The organism is Cyclobacterium sediminis (genome assembly GCF_054781075.1).
The window spans coordinates 132,743-158,717 of sequence record NZ_BAAGVC010000002.1; the positions used below are offsets into that span (position 1 = coordinate 132,743).

Consider the following 25,975-nt stretch of genomic DNA (forward strand, 5'->3'; position numbering starts at 1 on the left):
AAATAATTATTTGAAATCCATTTAAAAAATATGAAGAAGGTTTTATTTTTAATTGATCATGCTCCGAATTACAGGGAATCATTTCTACGTGAATTGTCTCATCTTTGTCATTTAACAGTTTTAGCACATTCCTGTGAAAGAGATAACCTAACCCCTCCTATTAAAAGGATAGGTTATAATTATATTGAACTAAAACAAACATATGGCAAAAAACTTAGGTTTAATTTCGAACTACCTAAAATTATTCGATCAATTGACCCTGATGTAATTTGTGTTGCCTTAAATCCTAGATATCCTGTAAGAATTATTAATTTTTTGTTTTCAATTTCATTATGGAGCAAATGGATATGGTGGGGGCAAATATTTGGAAGATCAAATAATTTTATTTTAGATAAATTACGATTATATCTGCTAAAAAAATCTTTTGGAACCTTGGTTTATACAGATGATATTGCTAATAAACTGAGTGGTATTAATGTGGTAAGTTTTAATAACAGTCAATTTTCTTCCAAAGAATTTAAAAAGTTGGATAATATCATTGATAATTCATTAAAATTTCTTTTTGTAGGACGTCCCCAAAAAAGGAAAAATTTAGAATATATAATCACTTTAGCTAATAAAAATCCTAATTTTAAATTTAGACTTGTTGGTCCTGGTATGTTAAATTATTTTAGTGATTATGATATCCCAAACAATATTGAATTATTTGGAGCTGCACAAGGTGAAAATTTGACTAATCATTTTAAATGGAGTAATTTGGTTTTGAACCCAGGGCATGTTGGTTTATTAGTTATGAATGCAGCATGCCACTGTAGACCTATTATTATTAATTCTGATGTGAATCATGCTCCTGAAATTATTTTGGCTCAAGAGTCAGATCAATTTTTTTTAAATTTTAATTCTGATCAAGATGTAGATCTCTTTTTCTCTAATCTTTCACAAAATAAAGATCTCATAATTAATAAAGGTAATTTATTATATTCTAATGGACTTAAAAAATATACTGTTGAGATGATGGCGAAAAATCATATGGAAGTATTTAATAATGTTTGAGTTTTTATATAATTTAAACAATGAATAAAAAAATATTTCAAGTATTAAAAAATATGGGGATTAAATACCTCATTTTTAGATTTTTTTTTGAATTCAAGAAAAAATCTGGTTTACTTAAGAGGAAATTCCCTGTAGCACCAAAATTGTTACATTATTATAATTTAAATAATTGGAAAAGTAATTTACCACCTTTCTTTTTTGAAAATATTGATTTTTATAAATTTAAAGGAGATATTCAAAATATTGAATTTATTATTTCTGAATATAAAAAAATTTCTTCATATAGATATAAATATTTCTCTAATATTGAATATGATTTAGGTCCAAACTATGATTGGGTTACTAACCCTGACACTAAATTTCAATATTCGAATCTAACTCATTGGGTTGATATAAATGATTTTTCTAAAGATGCCGGTGACATTAAGTATATATGGGAACCATCACGTTTTTCCCATATTTATACGATCATCAGGTATGACCTTCATTGTGACAAGGATTGTTCTAAGCAAGTTTTTGATGAAATTTCAAATTGGATTGATAACAATAAAATTAATGCCGGACCCAATTTTAAATGTAGTCAAGAAATTTCTCTTAGAGTTTTAAATTGGGTTTTTGCTTTATATTATTATAAAGATTCTAATAATTTAACTCCTGAATTATTTTCAAAAATTCAACATTATATTTTTTGGCAAATAAAACATGTTTATGATAACATCAATTTTTCGCGTATTGCTGTTCGAAATAACCACGCTATTACTGAAACTTTAACCCTTTATATAATTGGGACTTTATTTCCGAATTTTCCCGGGGCAACTAAATGGAAATATTACGGAAAAAAATGGTTTGAAGAAGAAATATCTTTTCAAATTCATGATGATGGTACTTATCTTCAATTTTCCATGAATTATCATAGAGTTGTTGTTCAATTATTGACCTGGGGCATTAAATTGGCAGAATTAAATGGAGATAAGTTCAAAGAAGTTGTCTATGTCAAAGCTAAAAAAAGTCTTCAATTTTTGATAAATTTAATGGATGTTAATACTGGGTGGCTTCCAAATTATGGTCCAAATGATGGGGCCTTATTTTTCAAACTCAGTGATAGTCATTTTAGAGATTTCAGACCTCAACTTGAGGCGCTTTCATACGCCTTACATTTACAATGGCCATTTAAAAAATTTTCTGATGCATTATGGTATGGGTTAGATCAAAACGAAATAACAGATAGAATTTGTAATGAAAATGGTTTACTGAAATATAATTCTGGTGGATTTTATTTATTTAAAAATAAAAATAGTTTCAGTTTAATAAGATGTGGTGACCATCGTACAAGACCTACTCAAGCAGATAATCTTCATTTGGATATTTGGTATCAAGGTAAGAATTTACTTCACGATGGTGGTAGTTTTAAATATAATACTTCTGAAAAAAATGTAAAATATTTTAGAGGTACAGAATCTCATAATACCGTAATGTTAGGAGATCTTGACCAAATGGAAAGAGGACCTCGGTTTATCTGGTACCATTGGACACAATGTGATTTTGCAAATGTAAATGAATATGATGAGTATTATCTCTTTGAAGGTCAAATTAAAGCTTTTCAATATGTCAGCAAAAATATTCGACATAAAAGAAAGATTAAATTTTATAAGTATTTACCTATCTGGGAAATTGAAGATGAGATTTTAGGAAAACCTGAAGATTTAATTCTAAGACAAATTTGGCATACAAATTTCCTCAATGAATTAAATTTTTCTTCTCGGAGTAATCATAATAATACTTTAAATCCCTCATATAAAGAAGGCTTTTATTCTGAATTGTATGGAAGTAAGTCATCTTGTGATCAAATTGAGTTTTCGACATATGAAAATAAAGTAATAACAACAATAGAAATTAAATTATGAAAATTCTTTTAATTCATCAATATTTTAAAGAGTCGGATGTCACAGGTGGCGCGCGTTTTAATGAAATGACAAGAATATGGCAAGAACAAGGACATGATATTACGGTTATTGCTGGAGATTTAGATGGACAATCCTCAACAAAACGAAAAGAATACAAAGGGAAATTCATATCAAAAAAGGATCAAAATGGAATTGAAGTATGGAGATGTCATGTTTCTGAAAGTTATAACGTTAATTTTTTAGGTCGTTTATGGGGTTATTTTTCATTTGTGTTTTCTGGGTTATTTGCTGGTTTATTTAAGGTTAAGGGCAAATTTGATATAATATTAGTTACCAGCCCACCATTATTTGTCGGGATTATTGGGTATTTTTTATCTATAATTAAAAGAACTCCATTTGTTTTTGAGGTGCGGGATTTATGGCCTGAATCTGCAATAGATACTGGGGTTTTAAAAAATAAACTTATTATAAAATTCGCTTATTGGTTCGAAAAATTTGTTTATAGTAAAGCTCGATTAATTAATGTTTTAACTCCGGCTTTTTATAAAACTTTGGTTACTTCCAAAAATGTTTCAAAGGATAAACTAATAATGATACCAAACGCAGCAGATTTTGCTTTAGCTGACGATTTGCTAGTTAATTTTGATAGATTAGCCTTTAGAAAAAATAATGGTTTTGAAGACAAATTTGTTATAACCTATGTAGGGGCTCATGGAGTAGCAAATGGCCTTGATCAAGTCTTGGAGACTGCAATTTTGTTAAAAGATACCAATGTTTTATTTGTGTTGGTAGGTGCAGGTATGCAAAAACAAAAGTTGATTCAAAAAGCCAATGATCTTAATCTTAAAAATGTTAAATTCTATGACCCTGTTCCTAAAAAAGAAGTATTAAAATTTATTTTAGCATCTGAAATGGGAGCTTCTGTATTACTTAAAAATGATACCTTTAAAACAGTTTATTCTAATAAAACTTTTGATTATATGTCTTGTAAAACTCCTATTTTGATGGCAATTGATGGAGTGTCTAAGGATTTAGTGGAAACGGCAGATGCAGGTGTTTTTGTAGAACCAGAAAACCCAGTAGATTTTGCTAATAAAATTAAGTCATATATTCATAATCCTGAGAAACTCGAAGTACAAGGTTTAAATGGCTTTAAATATGCAAAGGCTAATTTTGATCGTGATGTTTTGGCCAATACTTATTTGAAACATTTATTAAAAATTAAATAAGAATATAATGTATAGGTTGTACTTTAAAAGAATAGTGGATTTTTCTGTCGCTCTTGTTGGAATTATTTTACTTTTACCACTTTTGATTTTGATTTGGTTTATGTTGTTAATTGCTAACCAAGGAAAGCCTTTATTTTTTCAACCAAGACCAGGTAAAGATGAAAAAATTTTTAATATTATAAAATTTAAAACCATGAATGATAAGATAGATTCTGATGGTAATTTGCTTCCTGATTCTGATCGTTTAACTAAAGTAGGTAATTTCGTAAGAAAGACATCGTTGGATGAAATTCCACAACTGTTTAACGTTTTAAAAGGAGATATGAGTTTAATAGGTCCTAGACCTCTTCGAACATTTTATTTACCCCTATATTCTTCTGAACAAAATAGACGACATGAAGTGAGACCTGGAATAACCGGTTGGGCTCAAGTGAATGGAAGAAATACAATTAGTTGGACTGAAAAATTTAAATATGATGTATATTACGTGGATAACTTCAGCTTTAGTTTAGATATGAGAATTTTTTTTCTCACGATTTCGAAAGTTTTTAGGGCCAAAGATATTAACACAAGTGAAAAGGTAACAATGGAAAAGTTTAATGGAGAAAACTAATATGAAGAAATGCATAATAGTTGGTGCTGGTACTTATGGCCAAGTTTATTCTAAATACTTGTCCGAAGAATATGAAATTCTGGGTTTTGTGGATGATAATCCAGAACTATTCAATCATATTGTAAATGATTATAGAGTTTTGGGTGCTGTCGATGTATTATTTGAACAGAACAGATTCAATATTGAGACAATTAGCATATTTGTTCCAATAGGAGACAATTCCGTTAGAAAGGAAGTTTTGGAAAAAGCGAGAGCTTTTGGATATTTGACTCCTTCTTTTATTCATGAATCTGTAATTATTGATTCATCGGTACAAATTGAAGACCCTGTTTATATCCTTCCTGGAACAACCATTATGCCATATACTAAAATTTCTAGAGATGTGATGGTAAGTATGAGTGTAAATATAGCTCATCATGTTCTTATTAAAGAAGGGTGTTTTTTTTCATTGGGATCGAATGTAGGCGCCTCCATTGTGATAGAAGAATTAGCTTATATAGGGATGGCAGCTACATTAATGACCGGAGTGAAAAGGCTTGGGGCAAATTGCCTCATTGGGGCAGGATCGGTTGTAATTAGAGACGTGCCTGATAATGTTATAGTTGCAGGTGTTCCTGCGAAATTTCTTAAAAATAAATGATATTGTTTACTTTTCAAGTATAAAAATTAATGAACAATAAAATATGGCTTTCCTCTCCCCATATGGGAACGAAGGAGTTTGAATATGTAACAGAAGCTTTTGAAACCAATTGGATTGCTCCTTTAGGGCCCCATGTCAATGGTTTTGAAAGTGATATTGAGAGAAAATTAGGACAAAATGTTTATGCAGCTGCACTAAGTTCAGGGACTGCAGCATTGCATCTTGCTTTAATTTTACTGGATGTAAAGGCCAATGATGAAGTGCTTTGTCAAAGTTTGACCTTTTCGGCCTCTGCAAATCCTATTACCTATCAGGGTGCTAAACCTGTTTTTGTAGATAGTGAGCAAGAATCTTGGAATATTGATCCTGAATTATTGCGTGAAGCTATTTTGGATAGAACTGCTAAAGGTAGTAAACCAAAAGCAATTATTGTGGTGCACCTATATGGAATGCCTGCAAAAATGAAAGAGATTATAACAATTGCCAAGGAATTTGATATCCCTGTGATAGAGGATGCAGCAGAAGCTTTAGGATCAAGCTTAGATGGTCAAGCAATTGGTACTTTTGGAGATTTGGCAATCTTGTCATTCAATGGAAATAAGATCATTACTACCTCAGGTGGAGGTGCTCTGGTATCTAAAAATGAAAATTGGATACAAAAAGCAAGGTTTTTAGCTACTCAAGCCAGAGATCCCGCACCTCATTACCAGCATTCGGAAATAGGATACAATTATCGGATGAGTAACGTTTGTGCAGCCATTGGTCGCGGACAGATGGAGGTTTTAGATAATCGGGTTAAAAGTAGAAGAGAAAATTTCGACTTTTACAAAAAAGCATTGCAAGATATTTCTGAAATTAAGTTTTTAGAAGAGCCGCGTGGATTTTATTCTAACAGATGGTTGACAACTGTTTTGTTTCAAGAAACGTCACGCAGAGAAATTGTTCGCCTTGCATTAGAAAAAGTAAATATAGAGTCTAGGCCTTTATGGAAACCAATGCACCTGCAACCCGTTTTTAAAAACGAGACCTCCTTTCTCAATGGTGGTTCACAAAACCTGTTCGATAAGGGGCTATGCCTTCCCTCAGGGTCAAATCTTTCAGCCTTGGACTTAAATAGAGTAGTAGAGCAAATTAGGAATATTTTAGTTTGAGGTTAGCAATGCTTCCAGGTAATATTATTCAAACTAAAGAATACTATAAACTAGAAGAACTATATACCTGAATTTTTAAAATAATTCTTTTTATACCTTTTAAATTTTACTCCACCCATCTCTAGATTTAGATGTCATGATATATTCATTTAGGAATAGTGGAGCTTAGATGAAATTTTTAATTCTTGATTAAAAAAACCAATGATGTGATTTATGGTAAATAATAAGAAATTATATTTTTTTTTAAAAAACTGTATTAAATTGTGTTTTTGTGAATTGTTTTAACTTATTTAATTGTAGGATAAATGTATATTTTTGGTGCATCTGGACAAGGTAGAGTAATTATTGATATGATTGATTCCGGAGAGACCATTCACGGAATTTTTGATGATAACCCTCATATAAAGGAGGTGTTAAAATATCCGGTATCAACTCTAGATATCTATAACTTTGATTTTGACCATCCGTTTTTTATTGCTATTGGGGATAATAAAATCAGACAATCTATTGCTCATAAATTAAAGAATTACGTAAAGTTTGAAACTATAATTCACTCTTCTGCTATTATTTCAAAAAGGTGTGAAATTGACGAGGGTAGCGTTGTCATGGAAGGCGTAATTATAAAAGTTAATAGTAAAGTTGGAAAGCAAGTTATAATAAATACAGGGGCCTCCATTGATCATGATTGTATAATAAGTGACTTTGTTCACTTGGCTCCTCAAACTACATTATGTGGAGACATTTTTATCGGGGAGGGTACGGTTGTAGGAGCAGGTTCAACAGTTTTACCGGGAATTAAAATTGGTAAATGGTGTAAGATAGGTGCCGGAAGTGTTGTTAATAAAGATATGTCTGATGGTGCCATCTGGATAGGGTCTACATTAAAAAGTCATCGTGTTGGTAACATTTTAATTTAACATTTTAGTAAATCAATTGTTTTGTGTTAAATCTATACTAATTGCTAGGAGCAAATAGTACCGTGCTTCCCGGTGTAAAGGTAGGTAAATGGTGTTCCATAGCTGCAGGAGCCGTGATCAGCAAAGACCTTCCAGATGGAGCTTCACAGAAAGGCTATGGGTAATATTTTCTCATTTATAGGCCAAACCCCTTGCTTTTGCTCAATTCATTGCACACTAAATAATTACTCCAACTCAAAAAATTGGAAAGCTAAACAAAGATTTCAACAGCATTTATTAAGTTTACCATTTCTGGTCTCTAGCCATACCACTTATTATTGATTATAAAACCATGAGTTGTGTAGTGGCTCAGCTCAACTAACAATTTACTAATGATGTCTATGGATTATTTTTATAAAATTATAATAATCAGTAGAAATAGGGTTTTGCCTCAATAATATTAGCTCAAAGATGAAAAAACTATAAAGTGAAAATCGTATCTTTGTGCCTAAGAAAAATTAAAGTTTTATACCCCATTTGTTTCCTTGTTTTTAAAAATTAATCAACCTTGACCCAGTTGGATGGAAATAAAATGATTGAGAATTATATTAAACTAATCGATTTAAGCAACCAAAATATCAGTTTTTAGCTTTCATAACCTAATAAAGTATCAGGTTATTGATGTTAATGTCATATTATTTTGATATTTCTTGAACCTGTCTAGTTCATTGGTTTGCTATTAATATAGTTTTATTACTACCTTAAGGTGTGGAGCTATTAATTTCTTGGAAAATAGGGTGGCTATAATGGTTATTCCATTTTATGGTAAAACAAATATTTAATAATGTTGCGTAGTCATTGAAATATTGTTTGCCTTTGCCTGAGTCGTTTTTGCTAAATTTGTGTAGTCGGGATATTTATTGTTTTTATTATTGATAAAATTTTAAAGAAAAATTGAAAAAAGTGCTGAAATCAAATTTAAACCCGGTAAAGAATTTTTTGAAAAATGACCGCCATATTCATCCTTTGGTGATATTATCGGTGGATATTCTTATCGTATTTACTTCCTTTTCCCTGGCTTTTCTGATCATTGGTGGATTCGGTTTCGACCAGATGGAATTTGTTCAGTACCTAACAGCCACCGCTTGCTTTTGTGCCATCGCCTTACCTGTGGTTTATTTTTTTAAGTTACATACCGGATTGCTAAGGTATTCCAATACAATTGACCTTTTTAATATTTTGGCAGCGACCTTAACTTTTTCACTTCTTTATATATTATTTTATTATAGTTTGGGGCATTATTGGATAGCATTGAACGCCAAATTTTTAATGCTGGTTTTGCTGGTTAATTTCTTTATTAACTCCACTTTATTAATTGCCCTTAGGTTATTGGCTAAATCAACCTACCTTATTTTAGTGACTAAATTTATGAATAAGGCTCAGCATAAGGTGCTGATCTATGGCTCGGATCAAAATGCTGTATTGGTGAAGCAAGCCTTAAACAATGACCCTGATATAAATTATGTTGTAGAAGGGTTCTTAAGTACTGATCGCAGCATGCTTAATAATTACCTGGAGCAAAAGAAGGTTTATCACATTAAGGACTTATCCAAACTACAGAAACAAAAACAGATTCAGGAATTACTAATTACCAATGAAAATTTAAATGAGCGCGAAAAAAGAGTGGTAATAGAGCGATGCATTCGCTTGGGAATTAAAGTGCTGACCATTCCGGCGGCCAAAAATTGGCTTTCCGGAGAATTGCCCAGCAAACAAATTAAAAAATTACGGATTGAGGACCTATTGCAACGCAAACCCATAGTAATCGATCAACAGAAAGTAAAAAGTGATCTTCAAGGAAAGAAGGTTTTGGTAACCGGAGCAGCCGGTTCTATCGGTTCGGAAATTGTTCGGCAGGTGCTTTCTTATAAGCCTTCTTTATTGATTTTATGCGACCATGCAGAATCCCCCTTGCATGAGGTGCAATTGGCCATGGAGGATGAATTTCCCGGAGCTAAAATGGAGGTGGTTTTGGCCGATGTCAGCAATTATGAGCGGATGCATAAACTGTTTAATATTTGTCGGCCTCAAATGGTGTACCATGCAGCGGCTTACAAACATGTGCCCATGATAGAAAACAATCCTTTTGAAGCCATATCTGTGAATGTTGGTGGGACCAGAAATATTGCTGACCTGGCGGTTTCCTTTGGGGTGGATAAATTTGTGATGGTCTCTACAGATAAAGCGGTAAACCCTACCAATGTAATGGGAGCCTCCAAGAGATTGGCCGAAATTTATACCCAATCATTAAACGGACTTGAAACCTGTAATACCAGGTTTATTACTACCAGATTTGGCAATGTACTAGGCTCCAATGGTTCGGTAATCCCACGATTCCGTTCTCAAATCAAAAAAGGGGGGCCGATTACTGTTACCCACCCGGATATCACCCGTTATTTTATGACCATCCCTGAAGCTGTACAGCTGGTATTGGAAGCAGGAACCATGGGCAATGGCGGAGAGATCTATGTCTTCGACATGGGGAAACCCATTAAGATTGTGGACCTGGCCAAAAAGATGATTCAACTGGCAGGTCTTGAAGAAGGGAAAGACATTCAAATTGTGTATTCAGGATTACGTCCGGGGGAAAAGCTCTATGAGGAATTGCTTTCCAATGCTGAACTGACGCTCCCTACGCACCACCATAAAATTAGTATTGCCAAAGTAAAAAAATATTCCTATTCTGAAGCCAATAATTCCATTAGTGAATTGTTGGTCATTAACAAACATCATGACAACACCGCTGTTGTACTCAAAATGAAAGAGATCATTCCGGAGTTTATAAGTAAGAATTCTATCTATGAGGACTTGGATAAGGTTGGTTGATATAACTGACAAGAAAATTTTGCTTAATAGCAGATAGCCTCTTTCTAAATAATTTTTAAACCACCAATGGCCAAAGGATTTAATCCTTTGGCCATTGGTGGTTTAAAAAGACGCACAGTGAGGGGCCTTTTTTCCAAGCGAGTAATTTTCTGTTAGTATTATAATTCTATTAAGTTTATAACTGTACATTTTTTTCAGGACGTGCGGTCTATTAAATAAATTAGTATAAGGATAATAGTATAGGTATGCCAATACCTGATTTGGTATAAAATGCCAAAGTTTTAGGAAAGCTTTCTGACTATTTAACAATGACAAAATTTCGTTAATAAAATGTAAGGGAGCGACTTATTATGTGTTTAAATCCATAAAAATGTATTATTAACCTAATAAAAAGGTACTCATCTAAATTTTAAAGATTTTATAATAGGGATTTTTAGCAAAATAGTTTTTTAATTTATAATTTAGGTGTTCAAATACGATTCTAGTATAAAGCAGTTGTTTCAGAGCTTTTGAATTTCAGTATATAGAAAACAATGAATTCAAGCCAACATTTGATTATATAATGGTATAAAATAATTCGTGGAAGATTTGAGCAGGTAGTGTTGAAGTTGAGATGTAGCAGGTAGCGAGGGTGATGGCGGTGAGAAGGTGAGAATTATTTTTAAGCGCGTCTACAAAAACCAATGTTTATATAAATTCCAATCTTTCATGAAAAATCAACTTCTATTAAATCTGAAAAAAGGGATGGCTTGGCTTTCCTCCCTTATATTCATTTTTCTCCTTGTCTGTTGCGCTCCGGATGAGCTTGAGCTTATACCTTCATACGATCAGATGGTTGATGAATTTGAAGAGGTAAGTGATCTGCCTGAGCTGAATGATCCGGACCCGGATATTGATGATCCGAATTACGAACCTTTGAATACGCCGGTCTTGCTGTCAAATTTATTAAAAGAAATTGTCGCTTTCTCCGACGACGACAGTCCCATTTCTGAATTTTCCAAGAGCAAACTCCGAGATTTAAATTCAAAATTAAAAGAAAAGGGACTAAAGTCTGGTACGCTATCCGAAATTGATATGGATTTTTTAACTTACCTAATGAATCCTGACAATTCGATTGATCCTGAGTTGGATGTGCTATTGACTGAATTGTTTGAACTTCCCGATCTTAAGGCTTCCCTTCCCGAAATTCTCCAATACGGAGAATTAACCACTCCTGAAGCAATTTCGGACTACATTTCATCGTCTAAAATAGGAACGGGTAAAGAAGGGTTGCGGCAGCTAGATTCTGATCTATATGCCATCTGTGCCGAAAAGGCAAATAGAGCTTTTCAGCACAGGCTTGAAGCCCTCACCGAGCAGTTGGTAGAGCAAGAGGATCAGATCAATGACAATTACCTACGCAGGGCCTATGATGCCGAAGAAAGACTGATTGAGCGGAATGTACTTGTTCATGAGCTGCTAAAGGAACAGCTAGTAGAGTACCAGGTAATAATCAACAAAATCTTAAATGCAGCGAGAAAAGCTGTTCTGGCAGGAGATTTAGACCTTCAGGAAGACCTGTTGGCTTACGGTCTCATTTATGCTACCAATATTAGACTGCAGATGGCAGGTTGGTTCTTGAGTAGCATTTCCTACAACCATGTTTTCTACGAATTGGAAATTAATAGTATTACAATTTTGAGAGAGGATCGAATTGCGGCTGTCAAGCAATATTACCTAGAAGGGGTAGAAATGGCAGAAGAAATTCTGGCCAGAGCTATCCGTGTTTACTGTCACAATCAGGGGTCAGGAAGTTAAGACCTTGACAATTGGCTTCCATGGTATTTAAATGTATTAGTTGGGGACTGCTATTTTGCTGTTGGGCATGCAGTCCCCTTATTGCTCAAATAAAGATGAACCAGGTAAGTCTGGGACTCTCTTATTGGCAACGGACCTATTCGGGGGAAGATGAACGTGCGTTTTTATTCAATTATCCTGGTTCGGGTAATTATCAGTATGGCGGTCTACTGCCATCCTTATCTGGCGAACTTGGTATATATAAGGGGTTGGCTATCGAAGGACGAGTGGGGTATTGGCGTGGAAATTTTGAATCCCATGGCTTGACAAGGAATAATCTTAGAATGGCCGAGCGGATCGATCAGATCATAATTCCCGCCTATGGGGGAATGGTTTTTAATTTTCATAACATCATTCCCAAATACTTAAATGGTTACGTGGGGGCAGGTCTAAGTAGGTATTTCTTAAACAACCGCTTTACTAGAAAAGTGGAGAATGGTATAGGTGACCTGAAGGATTTGTCTTTTCGAGGAAACAATTATGGTGGCAATGTAAAGGCAGGAATCGAATACCTCTTTCGTAAATATTTTAGCATTGTGCTGGAAAGCCGTTACCATCTTGGCGCTTACGAGCAGTCCTTGCAAACAGACAATACTGCAACCCCAGTATTGCAAAGTATTGATTTGAGGGGACTTGAAACAGGTCTATTTATTAGGTATAGTTTTAGTTATTGACTCAGTCCGAACGTGTCTTAAAGTGAAAACCTCTGCAAGCTTGCATCAAATGAATTAATTATTACATGGTCAGCCACTATTGCCAATTATATAAAGTTTTTATTCAACGGCATTTGCCGGTGTTTTTTACCTGCTTGGTAATGTTCTCAACATTGGCATTGCCGGGGAGTCTCAATGCACAGATAAATGTACTAGCAAAACCTGGCTATATCATGACACCCAATGCCCAATGGAAGTCCGGAAATGAGCTTTCATTGGGTTTTTCCTATGTGCCGAAAAGTTATGCCATCAACCATTTTGTGGGGGACTATTATACCGAAAATATCTATGGAGTGGGCGTCAGACTGGCGCATTTTATGGAAGTCTATCTCAATATCACTCGAGTGGGAGAACGTGCAGGAGACATAGGTATAGGAGACCGCCATGTCAGTTTTCGGTTTCAATTGCTTGCTGAAGAAAAGCGTGGAATCAGCGCAGTACTACTTGTGTCAGCCCCATTTGGAACCAACCACCATCTAAATCATGATGCGCTTCTCTTAGAGAAGACAGGAAAACTTTCTCCTAGCGTTCGCATTAGGCTGACAGGAGGATATGCCCTTCCCTTTGTGGTTTCCATTCCTACGGGTGAGGGTGATCGGTCTCTATCCATTTTGCTAAAATCAAAGGAACAAGCAAATATCCGGTACCTCTCTGGTTTTTTTGGGGGACTTTCATTCGATTGGAAAGAAAAAGCAGGTTTTTCCCTTGATCACGATGGAAATACTTTGAACGCAGGCGTATTTGTCAAGCCCTTACCATGGTTACAGCTGCAAGGACATACCTTTGAGTGCAAAGAACTAGGATTCAACTTTTCTTTGCATTTCCCCCTTTCAGTTGCACCCAAAGAAATGCGCGTAGATGAGAAATAGTTGCTGGTTGATAGGATGGGTACTCTATATGGGCTTGGGTGTTCCTGGGTACGGGCAAGTAGACAAAGGGATACTCATGAAAAAAGGTTTTGAACAAGTTCAAGTGCTAAGGGCTGATAGCGGTAAAGTGATAAGTTGGGAACATCGAAACTTTAGAAATCCATACCACAGTTTGATATGGGCAGACCGGAAGGTAGCGGACACCCTTGTCACTGGATTTATCCCCCTTTACATGAACCGACCCATGGGCTATTACGATCGGAAAACATTGGTTTATAGTTCTATAACTCCCGAACAGAGAGCTTTTCTTTTGACAAATAACTCTCTTCCTGCCGGCTATCGGTGGAATTTCCGCATTGGCCCTGACTTTTCTGCTCGTTTTGGGGACATGGAGGCACCTTTCCGCTCACGTACCAACTTGATCCTGGATACCCGTGTTTACCTTTTGCCTGGGCTGAGTGTTCAGACCGGTATATCGGTTCCAATACAGAACAACCTTGGTCCTTGGGGGACCCATTGGCGTTTGGCACCATCGCATCTCCATTATTTTGCCATTCCCAAACCCCACCATTTTCTGGGAATCACAGCTGGAACCTTTTTTCAAGACCGATATGGTATTCATGTACAATATCGCTACGATGATTTTGATAAACTTTGGCGCATAGGGATTGAGTCAGCTTATACCGGCTATTATTTTATTCCTGGGAGTAAAGTTTATTTGGCCCAGCTGAAGGATCTAATTTTGCTGCTTGATGTGGAATATCGTTTGAGGAGTACGGACCTGACGCTTCGGTTCAGCGGTGGTCAGTTTATTGGCCGGGATCGAGGGGTTAGGTGTGATTTGATACGGCAATACGGTGGGGTAGACATCGGAATTTTTATGGTCAAGACCAATAATGGTACTTCAGGAGGCTTTCAATTTGCGTTTCCTCTTTTTCCCGGTAAAATCGCGAGAGGAAAAAGATGGGAACTGCGTACCACTGAGGAATTTCGTTGGGAGTATAACTATTCAAATGCCGCTCCAATAGGACGTAATTTCCGTCTGGGAATGCCTAAACTTTCGGACCAATTGCGCCAATACAATTCGGCCTTTATTCGGAACCAAAATGTTAAACGAAACCAATGATTGGATAAAAAAATAGTAATGGTTTGTATTAGTCTGTCTTATAAAAAGCTTCTTTGGTATATTGATTGGTGTTTTAATTAATTTTGCCGGAATGAAAATAAAATCTCATTTTTCATGGCCTTGACTTATTATATATAGAAAAGAAGAAGTTAAAGAGGTGCTTTTCTGCTTTATTTTAAAAAAATACGATTAAAAAAATTTTTTATATAGCACCATTTAAAAATTAAGAAGTGCAATTAATAATATGTGAAATGTGTAAATGGGTATTCAAACGATAATTTTGTTAAAATCACTTAAAAGAAATAAAGAATTGTTTGAGTTCAGTTTTATTTGATAATAGTACATTTTAACTTATTTTAGTATATTTGGGGAGTCTTGAAATGGCTTTAAATTTAACTGGTTTTTCATTAAATATACATCTGAAACTAGATCAAAATGTATCATCTAATTAACAAATCATTTTTCTGATGAATATGCGAATAATTCATTTTTCCGGTAACAGAAGGATATCCAAAAATAATTGAAACATTACTAATTATTATTATTATTAATTAGTAAATTTAAGTAATTTAAATAGAGCTAATAGGTTTAAAGTTAGTGTATTATAAGTTTTTGTCAAGGTTGCTAGTTTTTATAGATTCAATGATGAATAATTTTATTTGAGCAATTTTTAACAGGACTTTATTCCACAGATAATTTGTAAAGCACTATACAATGGGACTATTATAACCAACCTTTTTTATGATCAACTTGAGCAAAAAAATCAACATTCTTCCCAGATGGATCATTGCATTTCTGGATGGGTTCATCATGTTTCAATGTGTAATCCTGGCATTTTGGCTTAGAGCTAATTTTGACTGGGCAGCATTGACTGATTATCCGGTAATAAGGTCTGCAGCCTCCTATTTGATGATAGGTGCCATGGTAATGTTTTTTACGAAAAGTTATGTTGGGATTGTTAGGCATACTTCCCTAAGTGATGGTTTGTTGTTAATGAGAACCACCATAATAACGGCAGTGGTTGCCTATTTGGTTGATTTTGGCTACAGTGTTTTCTTGGTTCCTGGGAAGCATTTTCTTCCTTTGTCTGTATTGGTGATCACATCCGTATTGACCTTGTCTTTTTTAATGGTTTATCGCCTATTTGTAAAAGAAGCTTTCAGTCTTATCAAAAATAAAGTTGAACCGGATTTGCCGGAAAAAGATGTTTTAATTTTTGGTGCCGGCGAAGCAGGTATTCTTATTCATAAGGCAATCTTGAAAAATACCCATTATAAGTTCAATGTCCACGGATTTTTGGATGATGACCCTAAAAAGCAAAAGAAAAAGGTTGAAGGAATTAGGGTTCATGGTGGTTTGGATAGATTGGACAGCTTGGTGAAAGAAAAAGGAGTAAAAGAATTGATTATTTCGGTGATGGACCTTTCTCCGGCAAGAAAAAGAGAAATCATTGACAGGTGTATTACACTCAATATACATGCGCTTACCATCACTCCTGTAAATGAATGGGTGGATGGTAGCTCCAAAACTGGCAACTTAAGGGAAGTAAATATTGAAGATTTATTGAGTAGGGATGCCATTGATCTAAAAAATAAAAATGTAGCAAGTTACCTCAGTGGAAAAACCATTTTGGTAACCGGAGCTGCAGGTTCCATAGGAAGTGAGATTTGTAAGCAAGTGGCCAGAGCTAATCCCGGATTTTTGATCATGTTGGATAAAGCAGAATCGCCTTTACATGAGCATGAAATCAGGTTGGAAAGTGAGTTCAAGGATTTGGCTTTACAAACTGTTTTGGCTGATGTGACAGACGAAGAAAACCTGGAGCACATCATGAAAACTTACAGACCTGAGGTGATCTTTCATGCAGCAGCCTACAAACACGTGCCAATGATGGAGAGGTATCCTATTCAAGCAGTGCGCTGCAATGTGCTTGGCACCAAGACGGTAGCCGACCTGGCCGTAAGGTATGGGGTAGATAAATTTGTCTTGGTAAGTACCGACAAAGCGGTGAACCCAACCAATGTGATGGGGGCCAGTAAACGTATTGCTGAGATGTACATTCAAAGCCTGGATAAAAAGCTTAGAGAATCCGGTAATGGTGGCACTCGATTCATTACTACAAGGTTTGGTAATGTGCTAGGTTCCAACGGATCTGTTATTCCATTGTTCAAAGAACAAATTAAAAAAGGAGGTCCGCTAACGGTTACGGATGCAAAAGTTACCCGTTATTTTATGACTATTCCTGAGGCTTGTGACCTGGTATTGGAAGCCGGAGTAATGGGTAATGGTGGAGAGATTTTCGTATTCGATATGGGAGAACCGGTTAAAATCATTGATTTGGCCAGGAAAATGATTCACTTGAGTGGCAAAAAACCTGATGTAGACATCATGATTCGGATCACAGGCTTGAGACCGGGTGAGAAATTATATGAGGAAGTGCTTAATGACCAAGAGAAATCTTTGGAAACGCATCATCCGAAAATTAAAATCGCTCAAGTAAGGCCTGGAAATTTCGACGAAGTTAATTTGGATGTCTCCTTATTGATGGAAATGAAAGGCAATGAAGGGGAAATGACTTTGGTGGGACAAATGAAAAAAATGGTTCCTGAATTCTTAAGTCATAAATCAAGGTTTGAAGCCATTGATAATGAAGCGATCGTTCATGAATTAAAACCTTAAATTGATGCTTTATAGTATAGTAAAGGAACAATTTTAAAAATATCTTAAAATACCTTTTTAAAATCGACGCCCTTTTCTATATTTGCTCAACGTTATGAAAAATCAGAATCAAAATTGGTGGTGGCTTTCTTACTTCTTTTAAAGGGGAACAGCTAACTATTGCCAAATTTTGATCAATCGATATACTTAGGCTTGCTGGATTCCCGGCAAGCCTTTTTTTTATTTTAAATACCCAAATAATGAATAAAATAAGAATCAAAACCCGGTATAAAAAGCTATTGGCAGATACCATCACTCCGGTGAGTATTTACCTTCAGATTCGCGACAGGTATAACAATACCATCCTTCTGGAAAGTTCTGACTACCATGGGAATGAAAACAGTTATTCCTATATCTGTTGTGAACCCATGGCAACTTTTTCTCTAATAAACGGTGAAGTCCATCAGTCATTTCCCGACCAGAGCACTTCTGTGAAGAAGCTTGAGAAAACAGACAATATTATGGATGAGCTTAGGCAGTTTGGGAATACCTTTCAAGAAGAGGAGATGGACTTTAAGTTCATTACCAACGGTCTGTTTGGCTATATTCAATATGATGGGGTAAGTTATTTTGAAGACATCACCATCAACAATCCTCAAGCTTCAAGTATTCCCTTGATTCACTATGCGGTGTACAAGAACATGATTGTGGTGGATCATTTCAAAAATGAGCTTTATATTTTTGAACATTATTTGGAAGGTGGAGAAGAGGAGTCGGGAATTCCAAAAATTGAAATGATTCTCAATAATAAAAATATCCCAAGCTATTCATTTAGCCTGGATGGCAAGGAAACTTCCAATTATACCGACAATGAATTTTTAGATATTCTTGCCAAGGGAAGGGATCATTGTTTTCGGGGAGATGTCTTCCAAATAGTATTGTCCCGCTCCTTTTCAACCGGGTTTAAAGGAGATGAGTTTAACGTTTATCGGGCATTGCGTTCCATCAATCCTTCTCCTTATTTATTTTACTTTGATTACGGTTCTTATAAGATTTTTGGTAGTAGCCCGGAAGCTCAAATTGTAGTTAAGGGCAGAAAGGCAACCATTTATCCGATTGCAGGGACCTTTAAACGTACAGGAAATGATAAATCGGACGCTGAATTGGCAGTGAAACTTTATGATGACCCCAAAGAGAATTCCGAACATGTAATGCTGGTAGATTTGGCCAGAAATGATTTAAGCAGGTCTTCTGAAAAAGTGAATGTGGAAGTTTTTAAAGAGATTCAATACTATTCACATGTCATTCATTTGGTTTCAAAAGTGATAGGGGATCTCCCTGAGGGAGCCAACCCGCTCCAGCTGGTTGCTGACACTTTTCCTGCGGGTACCTTGTCAGGTGCCCCCAAATACAGGGCCATGGAACTGATAGACAACCTTGAAAATAGCGCAAGGAAGTTTTATGGGGGAGCCATAGGCTTTTTGGGTTTCAACGGAGATTTTAATCATGCCATTCTGATCCGTTCATTTGTATCAGAAAATAACCAATTGCGATTTCAGGCAGGAGCAGGTGTAGTGGCCAAGTCCTCCATTGAGAGTGAACTTCAAGAGGTCAGTAATAAGCTGGAAGCCTTGCGGGTAGCCCTTAAGTCTGCGGAGACAATTTAATTAAATAGAAAAGCATTTACAGATGAAAATACTGGTACTGGACAATTATGATTCTTTCACCTATAACCTGGTGTATATTATCCGAGAATTGGGTTATGGAGAATCAATGGATATTATTAGAAATGATAAAATAAGCTTAGAAGAGGTGGATGCCTATGATAAGATATTGCTTTCCCCGGGCCCCGGACTTCCTTCTGAGGCAGGGATTATGCCTGAACTGATCAAAAAATATGCGGCAAGTAAAGATATTTTAGGGGTATGTCTTGGGCACCAGGCCATTGGAGAGGCTTTTGGAGCAGGACTTATCAACCTAACAGAGGTGGTTCACGGTGTAGCGAGCAAAATAAAGATCAAACCTGATTTATTGTTTGAAGGCTTGCCTGAATATTTCACCGTAGGCAGGTACCATAGTTGGGTGATAGATGCCACGATGCTACCTGAAGTGCTTGAGGTTACCTCCAAAACGCCCGATGGACAGATCATGGCCATCAAGCACAAAGAATTTGATGTACGTGGCTTGCAATTTCATCCCGAGAGCATTCTGACTGAAAATGGGGTGCAAATCATAAAAAACTGGATTGAAGGTAAAAAAAATAACAATTAATGAAAGAGATACTCAACCACCTGATAGAACACAAAACCCTAAGCAAAGAACAAGCAAAAGGGATATTGAAAGAAATGACTTCCGGTGAAGTAAATACAAGCCAGATGGCTGCTTTCTTGACCATATTTATGATGCGAAGTGTGAGGGTTGAAGAGTTGATGGGATTTAGAGAGGCCATGCTCGAAAGGTGTATCGCTGTAGATATCCCTGAATATGATGCCATTGATTTGTGTGGCACAGGAGGGGATGGCAAAGATACCTTTAATGTCTCCACCCTGGCATCTTTTATTGTGGCCGGCGCAGGGCAACCGGTAGCCAAGCATGGCAATGTGGGGGTATCCTCGGTTTGCGGATCTTCAAACCTTTTGGCTCATTTTGGTTATGAGTTTACCAATGATGTGGATCAGTTAAAAAGCAGTCTGGATAATGCCGGGATTTGTTTTTTGCATGCCCCTCTTTTCCATCCGGCCATGAAACACATAGGTCCGGTGCGCAAAGAGCTGGGGGTAAAAACTTTCTTCAATATGCTGGGCCCTATGGTCAACCCGAGTTTCCCAAAAAAACAATTGGTAGGTGTTTTTAGTCTTGAACTTGCACGGCTGTATGGTTACCTGTACCAAAACAATGATGTGAGATTTAGTATCTTACATGCCCTGGATGGATATGATGAAGTCTCATTGACAGGTGATCTTAAGTGGATTTCTAACGATGGGGAAAAAATTGTTAGTCCGGAAGAATTAGGTTTCAATACCATAATGCCTGAAACCATCAAGGGAGGAACCACCATTGAGGAATCTGCAGATATTTTCATGAAGATTTTGAAAGGTAAAGGAAGCCCAGAGCAAGAAGCAGTGGTAATAGCCAATGCTACCCTTGCCCTCACCACGTCTAAGCCGGATTGGAGTCTGGATACCGCTAGAGAAAAAGCTACCGAAACCTTAAAAAATGGTACAGCACTCAAAGTTTTCAAAGAATTGATAAATCCTAAAACCTCCATAAATATTAGCTAAGAATGAATATACTGGAAAAAATAATTGCTCGAAAAAAGGAGGAAATAGAAGAGCGTAAAGCCCTTTACCCACAAAAATTGCTGGAGAAAAGTTTGTTTTTCGAAAGTGAGGTGGTTTCCATGAAAAAATATGTCAGCCACCCTGAGAAGACCGGGATCATAGCTGAATTCAAAAGAAGATCGCCCTCCAAAGGCCTTATCAATGGGACAGCATCGGTGGAGCAAACCACAATTGGTTATATGCAAGCCGGAGCTTCTGCTTTGTCTGTGCTGACTGACAAGGATTTTTTTGGAGGAAGTGAAGCAGACCTTGGCCTGGCAAGAAAATTCAATTTCTGCCCAATTTTACGGAAAGACTTTACTGTAGATGAATACCAAATCATAGAGGCCAGGTCCATTGGAGCAGATTGTATCTTATTGATAGCAGCCGCCTTGGAGCCAAAACGACTCAAAGAATTGGCTGTTTTTGCCAAAAACCTGGGTTTGGAGGTCTTGTTGGAAGTGCATGATGGGGAGGAATTGAAAAAAAGCCTTAACGAGCATGTAGACCTAGTAGGTGTAAACAACCGAAACCTAAAGACCTTTGAGGTGAATATTCAAACCTCTTTGGATCTGGTGGAAGCCATACCCGATACCTTTACCAAAATTTCAGAAAGTGGCATTGCTGATCCGGCCACTTTGGTCCAATTAAAACAGGCAGGTTATGATGGGTTTCTGATCGGAGAAAACTTCATGAAGACCATCCGTCCGCATCAGGCAGCCTATAATTTTATGCAACAATACAGGAAGTTATTGGCAGCTCCCAAGGGACAGGTAGCCGTATGATCATCAAGGTTTGCGGCATGGCTGAGCCTGAGAATATTTCAGGTTTGTTGGGAATAGCGGGAGTTGATTGGATGGGGATGATATTCTACCCTCCTTCAGGTCGTTATGTGCCTAATTTTGGACAAGATGCTACCCGCTATAAGGGTATCGCTTTACCCAAAGTGGGGGTGTTTGTCAATGAAAGCACAGAAGAAATCCTTAGAATAGTAAAGGATTACGGCCTTTCCATGGTTCAACTTCATGGAGATGAATCTACGGATCAGCTACAAGCCCTCAAAGAACAGACCGAAGTAAAACTGATCAAGGTTTTTAGGGTAGGAGCAGACTGGAGTTGGAAGTCATTGGAACCCTATATAGACCTGGTGGATTATTTCCTGTTTGATACAGATGGTCCTTCCTACGGGGGCACAGGCCATCAGTTCAATTGGGAGCTATTAGAATCCTATCCTTATGAGACGCCTTTTCTGTTAAGCGGAGGAATAACCCCCAAAGATGCGGAAAACCTTCTGGCTTGTTATGAGGCTTTTCCTGCCATGGTGGGAATTGATATCAATTCAAAATTTGAAATTTCCAAAGGCGTCAAGGATTTGGAAAAAATAAAGACATTTACGGCAGCAATCAGAGATAAAGCTGCCACAGCGAAAAAAAAGAAAACCGATGATAAAGATTGATGAAAATGGATTTTACGGAGATTTTGGGGGAGCCTACATCCCTGAAATGCTGTATCCCAACATAGAAGAGCTTAGAGAAAATTATGAGCAAATCATGGCTTCTGAAGCTTTTAAGGAAGAGTTTGATCGACTGCTCAAAGATTATGTGGGAAGGCCTACTCCTTTGTTTTTGGCCGAAAGATTGTCGAAAGAATATGGAGCAAAAATCTACCTTAAAAGAGAGGACCTTTGCCATACCGGAGCCCACAAGATCAACAATACCATAGGGCAAATTATCCTGGCCAAAAAACTCAATAAAAAGCGGATTATTGCCGAAACAGGGGCTGGACAACATGGGGTAGCCACAGCTACTGTATGTGCCTTAATGGGAATGGAATGTACGGTCTATATGGGCGCCATTGATATGGAGCGTCAAAAACCCAATGTGGAGCGCATGCGGATTCTTGGCGCCACAGTGGTGCCTGCCAATTCAGGTAGTAAAACCCTTAAAGATGCTACCAATGAAGCCATGAGGCAGTGGATTAACAATCCTGTTGATACGCATTATATTATTGGGTCGGTGGTTGGACCTCATCCATACCCTGAAATGGTTGCCAGGTTTCAGTCGGTAATTTCTGCTGAAATCAAAACACAACTCTTAGAAAAAGAGGGAAAAGATAGCCCGGACATAGTTGTTGCCTGCGTAGGAGGAGGAAGCAATGCTGCAGGGGCGTTTTTCCATTATTACAATGACGAGAAAGTAAGATTAATAGCGGTGGAAGCGGCCGGCCATGGCGTAAGTTCCGGTAAGTCTGCAGCCACCACACAACTGGGAAAACCGGGCATTCTTCATGGAAGCAAGACATTACTTATGCAAACGGAAGATGGACAGGTAGTGGAGCCCCACAGTATTTCTGCAGGCTTGGATTACCCGGGGATAGGTCCCGTGCATGCCCATTTATTTGCCTCAGGGAGAGGAGAGTTTTTGGCAGTAGAAGATGAAGATGCCATGAAAGCAGGAATAGAATTGAGTCGTTTGGAAGGAATTATACCGGCCATAGAATCGGCCCATGCACTTTCTGCCTTGAAGCAGCTAAAATTCAATGCGTCGGACATCATCGTAATCAACTTGTCAGGGAGAGGAGACAAGGATTTGGAAACATATATTAAATGGGGTAATTATTAATGACCATGAATCGAATAGACGAATTATTTAAAAATAAGGATGCCAATATCCTTTCTATATACTTTACAGCAGGTTTCCCAAAGTTGGACGACACCATGGAGATCATGGAAGCCATTGAAGAGGCAGGTGCAGATATTATTGAAATAGGTATTCCTTACTCTGACCCTGTAGCCGATGGCCCTACCATTCAGGATAGCAATAATGTGGCCCTTAACAATGGAATGACCCTTAAACTGTTGTTTACGCAATTGAAAGGCTTAAGGAGTAAATTAAATATTCCTGTGGTATTGATGGGGTATTTAAATCCTATTGTGCAGTTCGGAATGGAAGATTTTTGCAAAAAATGTCAGGAAGTAGGTGTTGATGGAGTGATTATTCCTGACCTGCCAATGCAGCAATATACCGATGCCTATAAAGATTTGTTTGACCATTATAACCTTAGAAATACCTTCCTGATTTCTCCGCAAACCTCTGAACAAAGAATTCGGGAAATCGATAGCAAAACAGATGGATTTATCTATATGGTCTCTTCGGCAAGTATTACAGGAGCTAAAAAGGAGGTAAGTCCTGAGCAAATTGCCTATTTTGAGAGGGTGAGAGATATGGGACTTAAAAATCCACGATTGATAGGTTTTGGTATATCAGATAAGGCCTCTTTTTCCACCGCCTCGACCTACTCACACGGAGCAATTATTGGGAGTGCTTTTATCAATGTTGTCAGGGAGGCAAAATCCCTCAACGAAGAAATTAAAACATATATTAAAGGCGTCATATCATGATCGTACAGCTAAAGACAGACATAAGCCCGCAACAAACCCAAAAATTGATCGAAAAGATCAATGGCTTAGGCTATAAGGTGAGCGAGGTCAAAACACAGGTTGGGAATTACCTGATAGGTATTGGAAAAGCTTCCTATGACATTAGAAAAATTGGGGCCATGGATGGTATTTTGGACATCCATGTGGTATCTGATGAATACAAACTAGTGTCTAAAAAGTGGAAAGCAAAACCTACATCCATTGATCTTGGAGATGGAATTGAAATTAAAGATGGAGATATGGCCATTATTTCCGGGCCTTGTTCCATAGAATCCGAGGAGCAAATCGAACGGGTAATTGCTCACCTAAAAGAGAACAAGGTAAGCATGATGCGAGGTGGAGTCTTCAAACCCAGGAGCAGTCCCTACGCATTTAGAGGACTGGGCATGGATGGCCTAAAGCTTTGGTACCAACATGCAAAGGCTGCAGGAATTAAAATCGTAACTGAAGTCATGCAGGTGTCGCAGATAGAAGAAATGCACGATTATGTGGATATTTTTCAAGTAGGCGCCAGAAATACACAAAATTTCAACCTTTTGGATGAATTGGGTAAAATTGACAAAGCCGTGTTAATCAAAAGGGGAATCTCGGGAACAATCGAAGAACTGCTTCAATCTGCGGAATATGTGTTTTCAGGAGGGAACGAAAAACTCATTCTTTGTGAGCGCGGAATCCGTACCTATGAAAGGGCAAGCAGAAATACCTTAGACCTGAATGCAGTTCCCATTTTAAAGTCTAAATCCCATTTGCCTGTAGTGGTGGATCCTTCTCATGGTATTGGTATTCGGGACTTTGTACCACAAATGGCCTTGGCAGGGGTGATGGCCGGCGCAGATGGAATCATTTACGAATCCCATGAGCATCCGGATAAAGCCTATTCCGATGGACAGCAGACCTTAAACTTTACCCAAAGTAGTGACCTGATTGGCTACATTAGGAAAATCTTTGAGATAAGAAAATCATTTGATTTGCATTAAGCCTTTGTCAGTGGATTGATCAATTTGTTTAACAGTTATATAAACATCTGTAGATCAGTTTTTTGCTATAATTTTGTCAGTATTGTAGTTTTTCTATGATGCTGACAAAATCTTTGTGCCACTCGATGGCAATAGGTTTAACTCGAATTAGGTGATCATCCCTCTTTTGGGCTAGCGGTTTTTCCAAGAGATGCTATCCCATATTCAGCAAAAGTCACCCCATTGCTGAAAGCTCAAATTCCCCCTTTTTAAGGAGGAAAAGGGTGTGGCAATCTCATCACTTAGGAGATTCCTTCGCCTTTCAACGCGCAAGGCCCCTGCAAAGACTCGGAATTATCTTTCGGCCACTGAGCCTGTCGAAGTGAGCCAGATGTGCTTGTTAAGTCATTGCGAACCCTTTTTGGGGAGGCTTTGCGGAGGAAAAGGGTGCGGCAATCTCATCACATTGAAGATTCCTTCGCCTTCCAACGGGAAAGGCCCCGCAAAGTCTCGGAATTATCTTTCGGCCACTGAGCCTGTCGAAGTGAGCCAGTATGTGCTTGTTATAGCGAACCCTTAGGGAAGGGCAGTGGTGAGGCAAGGGTGTGGCAGTCTCGCCACTGTTGAGATTCCTTCGCCTTCCAACGCGCAAGGCTTCCGCAAAGTCTCGGAATGACGTAAAATAA

Annotated in this window: 22 protein-coding genes; all 22 read left to right on the forward strand. The window is 37.3% G+C overall.

Translation table 11 applies throughout. The features are described 5' to 3' along the window. The first annotated feature begins 30 nt into the window (after positions 1 to 30). The 22 genes from ACYVHJ_RS01145 to aroF all read left to right on the forward strand — a co-directional run bounded on the left by ACYVHJ_RS01145 (position 31) and on the right by aroF (position 25,310). Complete coding sequence (locus tag ACYVHJ_RS01145; protein WP_460511797.1) at positions 31 to 1,053, forward strand: glycosyltransferase family protein; 1,023 nt, start codon at positions 31 to 33, stop codon at positions 1,051 to 1,053. A gap of 20 nt (positions 1,054 to 1,073) precedes the next feature. Continuing rightward, on the forward strand, positions 1,074 to 2,957 hold the full coding sequence (locus ACYVHJ_RS01150) for a heparinase II/III domain-containing protein (RefSeq protein ID WP_460511799.1): 1,884 nt from the start codon (positions 1,074 to 1,076) through the stop codon (positions 2,955 to 2,957). Next, positions 2,954 to 4,186 (forward strand): glycosyltransferase family 4 protein, encoded by a 1,233-nt coding sequence (locus tag ACYVHJ_RS01155; protein ID WP_460511801.1) that lies wholly within the window; start codon positions 2,954 to 2,956, stop codon positions 4,184 to 4,186. The genes ACYVHJ_RS01150 and ACYVHJ_RS01155 overlap by 4 nt, the downstream gene beginning before the upstream one ends. Before the next feature lie 7 nt (positions 4,187 to 4,193). Beyond that, entirely contained in the window at positions 4,194 to 4,799 is a 606-nt protein-coding gene (locus ACYVHJ_RS01160; protein ID WP_460511804.1) for a sugar transferase, read from the forward strand. After that, the gene (locus ACYVHJ_RS01165) at positions 4,786 to 5,439 is read left to right on the forward strand and encodes an LbetaH domain-containing protein (protein WP_460511806.1); all 654 of its coding nucleotides are present in this window, start codon (positions 4,786 to 4,788) and stop codon (positions 5,437 to 5,439) included. Before ACYVHJ_RS01160 ends, ACYVHJ_RS01165 begins: the two co-directional genes overlap by 14 nt. 29 nt (positions 5,440 to 5,468) lie before the next feature. Next, positions 5,469 to 6,590, forward strand: coding sequence for a DegT/DnrJ/EryC1/StrS family aminotransferase (locus ACYVHJ_RS01170; protein ID WP_460511808.1), 1,122 nt, complete (start codon positions 5,469 to 5,471; stop codon positions 6,588 to 6,590). 305 nt (positions 6,591 to 6,895) lie between these two features. Beyond that, a complete protein-coding gene (locus ACYVHJ_RS01175; protein WP_460511810.1) occupies positions 6,896 to 7,507 on the forward strand; it encodes an acetyltransferase in 612 nt (203 codons plus the stop codon). 41 nt (positions 7,508 to 7,548) lie between these two features. Further along, a complete protein-coding gene (locus tag ACYVHJ_RS01180; protein WP_460511812.1) occupies positions 7,549 to 7,671 on the forward strand; it encodes an acyltransferase in 123 nt (40 codons plus the stop codon). Between the two features lie 778 nt (positions 7,672 to 8,449). Further along, positions 8,450 to 10,372 (forward strand): polysaccharide biosynthesis protein, encoded by a 1,923-nt coding sequence (locus tag ACYVHJ_RS01185; RefSeq protein WP_460511814.1) that lies wholly within the window; start codon positions 8,450 to 8,452, stop codon positions 10,370 to 10,372. Between the two features lie 708 nt (positions 10,373 to 11,080). Continuing rightward, positions 11,081 to 12,169 (forward strand): hypothetical protein, encoded by a 1,089-nt coding sequence (locus ACYVHJ_RS01190; RefSeq protein ID WP_460511816.1) that lies wholly within the window; start codon positions 11,081 to 11,083, stop codon positions 12,167 to 12,169. A gap of 95 nt (positions 12,170 to 12,264) precedes the next feature. Continuing rightward, positions 12,265 to 12,882, forward strand: coding sequence for a hypothetical protein (locus ACYVHJ_RS01195; protein WP_460511818.1), 618 nt, complete (start codon positions 12,265 to 12,267; stop codon positions 12,880 to 12,882). A gap of 140 nt (positions 12,883 to 13,022) precedes the next feature. After that, positions 13,023 to 13,790 (forward strand): hypothetical protein, encoded by a 768-nt coding sequence (locus ACYVHJ_RS01200; RefSeq protein WP_460511820.1) that lies wholly within the window; start codon positions 13,023 to 13,025, stop codon positions 13,788 to 13,790. Then, entirely contained in the window at positions 13,780 to 14,916 is a 1,137-nt protein-coding gene (locus ACYVHJ_RS01205; protein ID WP_460511822.1) for a YjbH domain-containing protein, read from the forward strand. The genes ACYVHJ_RS01200 and ACYVHJ_RS01205 overlap by 11 nt, the downstream gene beginning before the upstream one ends. 741 nt (positions 14,917 to 15,657) lie before the next feature. Continuing rightward, entirely contained in the window at positions 15,658 to 17,595 is a 1,938-nt protein-coding gene (locus ACYVHJ_RS01210; RefSeq protein WP_460511824.1) for a polysaccharide biosynthesis protein, read from the forward strand. 239 nt (positions 17,596 to 17,834) lie between these two features. Beyond that, positions 17,835 to 19,241, forward strand: coding sequence for an anthranilate synthase component I family protein (locus ACYVHJ_RS01215; RefSeq protein ID WP_460511827.1), 1,407 nt, complete (start codon positions 17,835 to 17,837; stop codon positions 19,239 to 19,241). Positions 19,242 to 19,263: 22 nt separating this feature from the next. Continuing rightward, a complete protein-coding gene (locus ACYVHJ_RS01220) occupies positions 19,264 to 19,845 on the forward strand; it encodes an anthranilate synthase component II (RefSeq protein WP_460511829.1) in 582 nt (193 codons plus the stop codon). Further along, positions 19,845 to 20,855: an anthranilate phosphoribosyltransferase gene (gene trpD, locus ACYVHJ_RS01225; protein ID WP_339903007.1), complete on the forward strand. Its 1,011-nt coding sequence runs from the start codon at positions 19,845 to 19,847 to the stop codon at positions 20,853 to 20,855. The genes ACYVHJ_RS01220 and trpD overlap by 1 nt, the downstream gene beginning before the upstream one ends. Before the next feature lie 2 nt (positions 20,856 to 20,857). Then, entirely contained in the window at positions 20,858 to 21,679 is an 822-nt protein-coding gene (trpC, locus tag ACYVHJ_RS01230; protein WP_460511832.1) for an indole-3-glycerol phosphate synthase TrpC, read from the forward strand. After that, positions 21,676 to 22,350 (forward strand): phosphoribosylanthranilate isomerase, encoded by a 675-nt coding sequence (locus ACYVHJ_RS01235; protein ID WP_460511834.1) that lies wholly within the window; start codon positions 21,676 to 21,678, stop codon positions 22,348 to 22,350. Before trpC ends, ACYVHJ_RS01235 begins: the two co-directional genes overlap by 4 nt. Next, positions 22,337 to 23,515, forward strand: a complete 1,179-nt coding sequence (gene trpB, locus ACYVHJ_RS01240; protein WP_339903004.1) for a tryptophan synthase subunit beta — start codon at positions 22,337 to 22,339, stop codon at positions 23,513 to 23,515. The genes ACYVHJ_RS01235 and trpB overlap by 14 nt, the downstream gene beginning before the upstream one ends. A 5-nt stretch (positions 23,516 to 23,520) precedes the next feature. Continuing rightward, complete coding sequence (trpA, locus tag ACYVHJ_RS01245) at positions 23,521 to 24,294, forward strand: tryptophan synthase subunit alpha (protein ID WP_460511836.1); 774 nt, start codon at positions 23,521 to 23,523, stop codon at positions 24,292 to 24,294. Next, the gene (gene aroF, locus ACYVHJ_RS01250) at positions 24,291 to 25,310 is read left to right on the forward strand and encodes a 3-deoxy-7-phosphoheptulonate synthase (protein WP_460511838.1); all 1,020 of its coding nucleotides are present in this window, start codon (positions 24,291 to 24,293) and stop codon (positions 25,308 to 25,310) included. Before trpA ends, aroF begins: the two co-directional genes overlap by 4 nt. Positions 25,311 to 25,975: the final 665 nt, after the last annotated feature.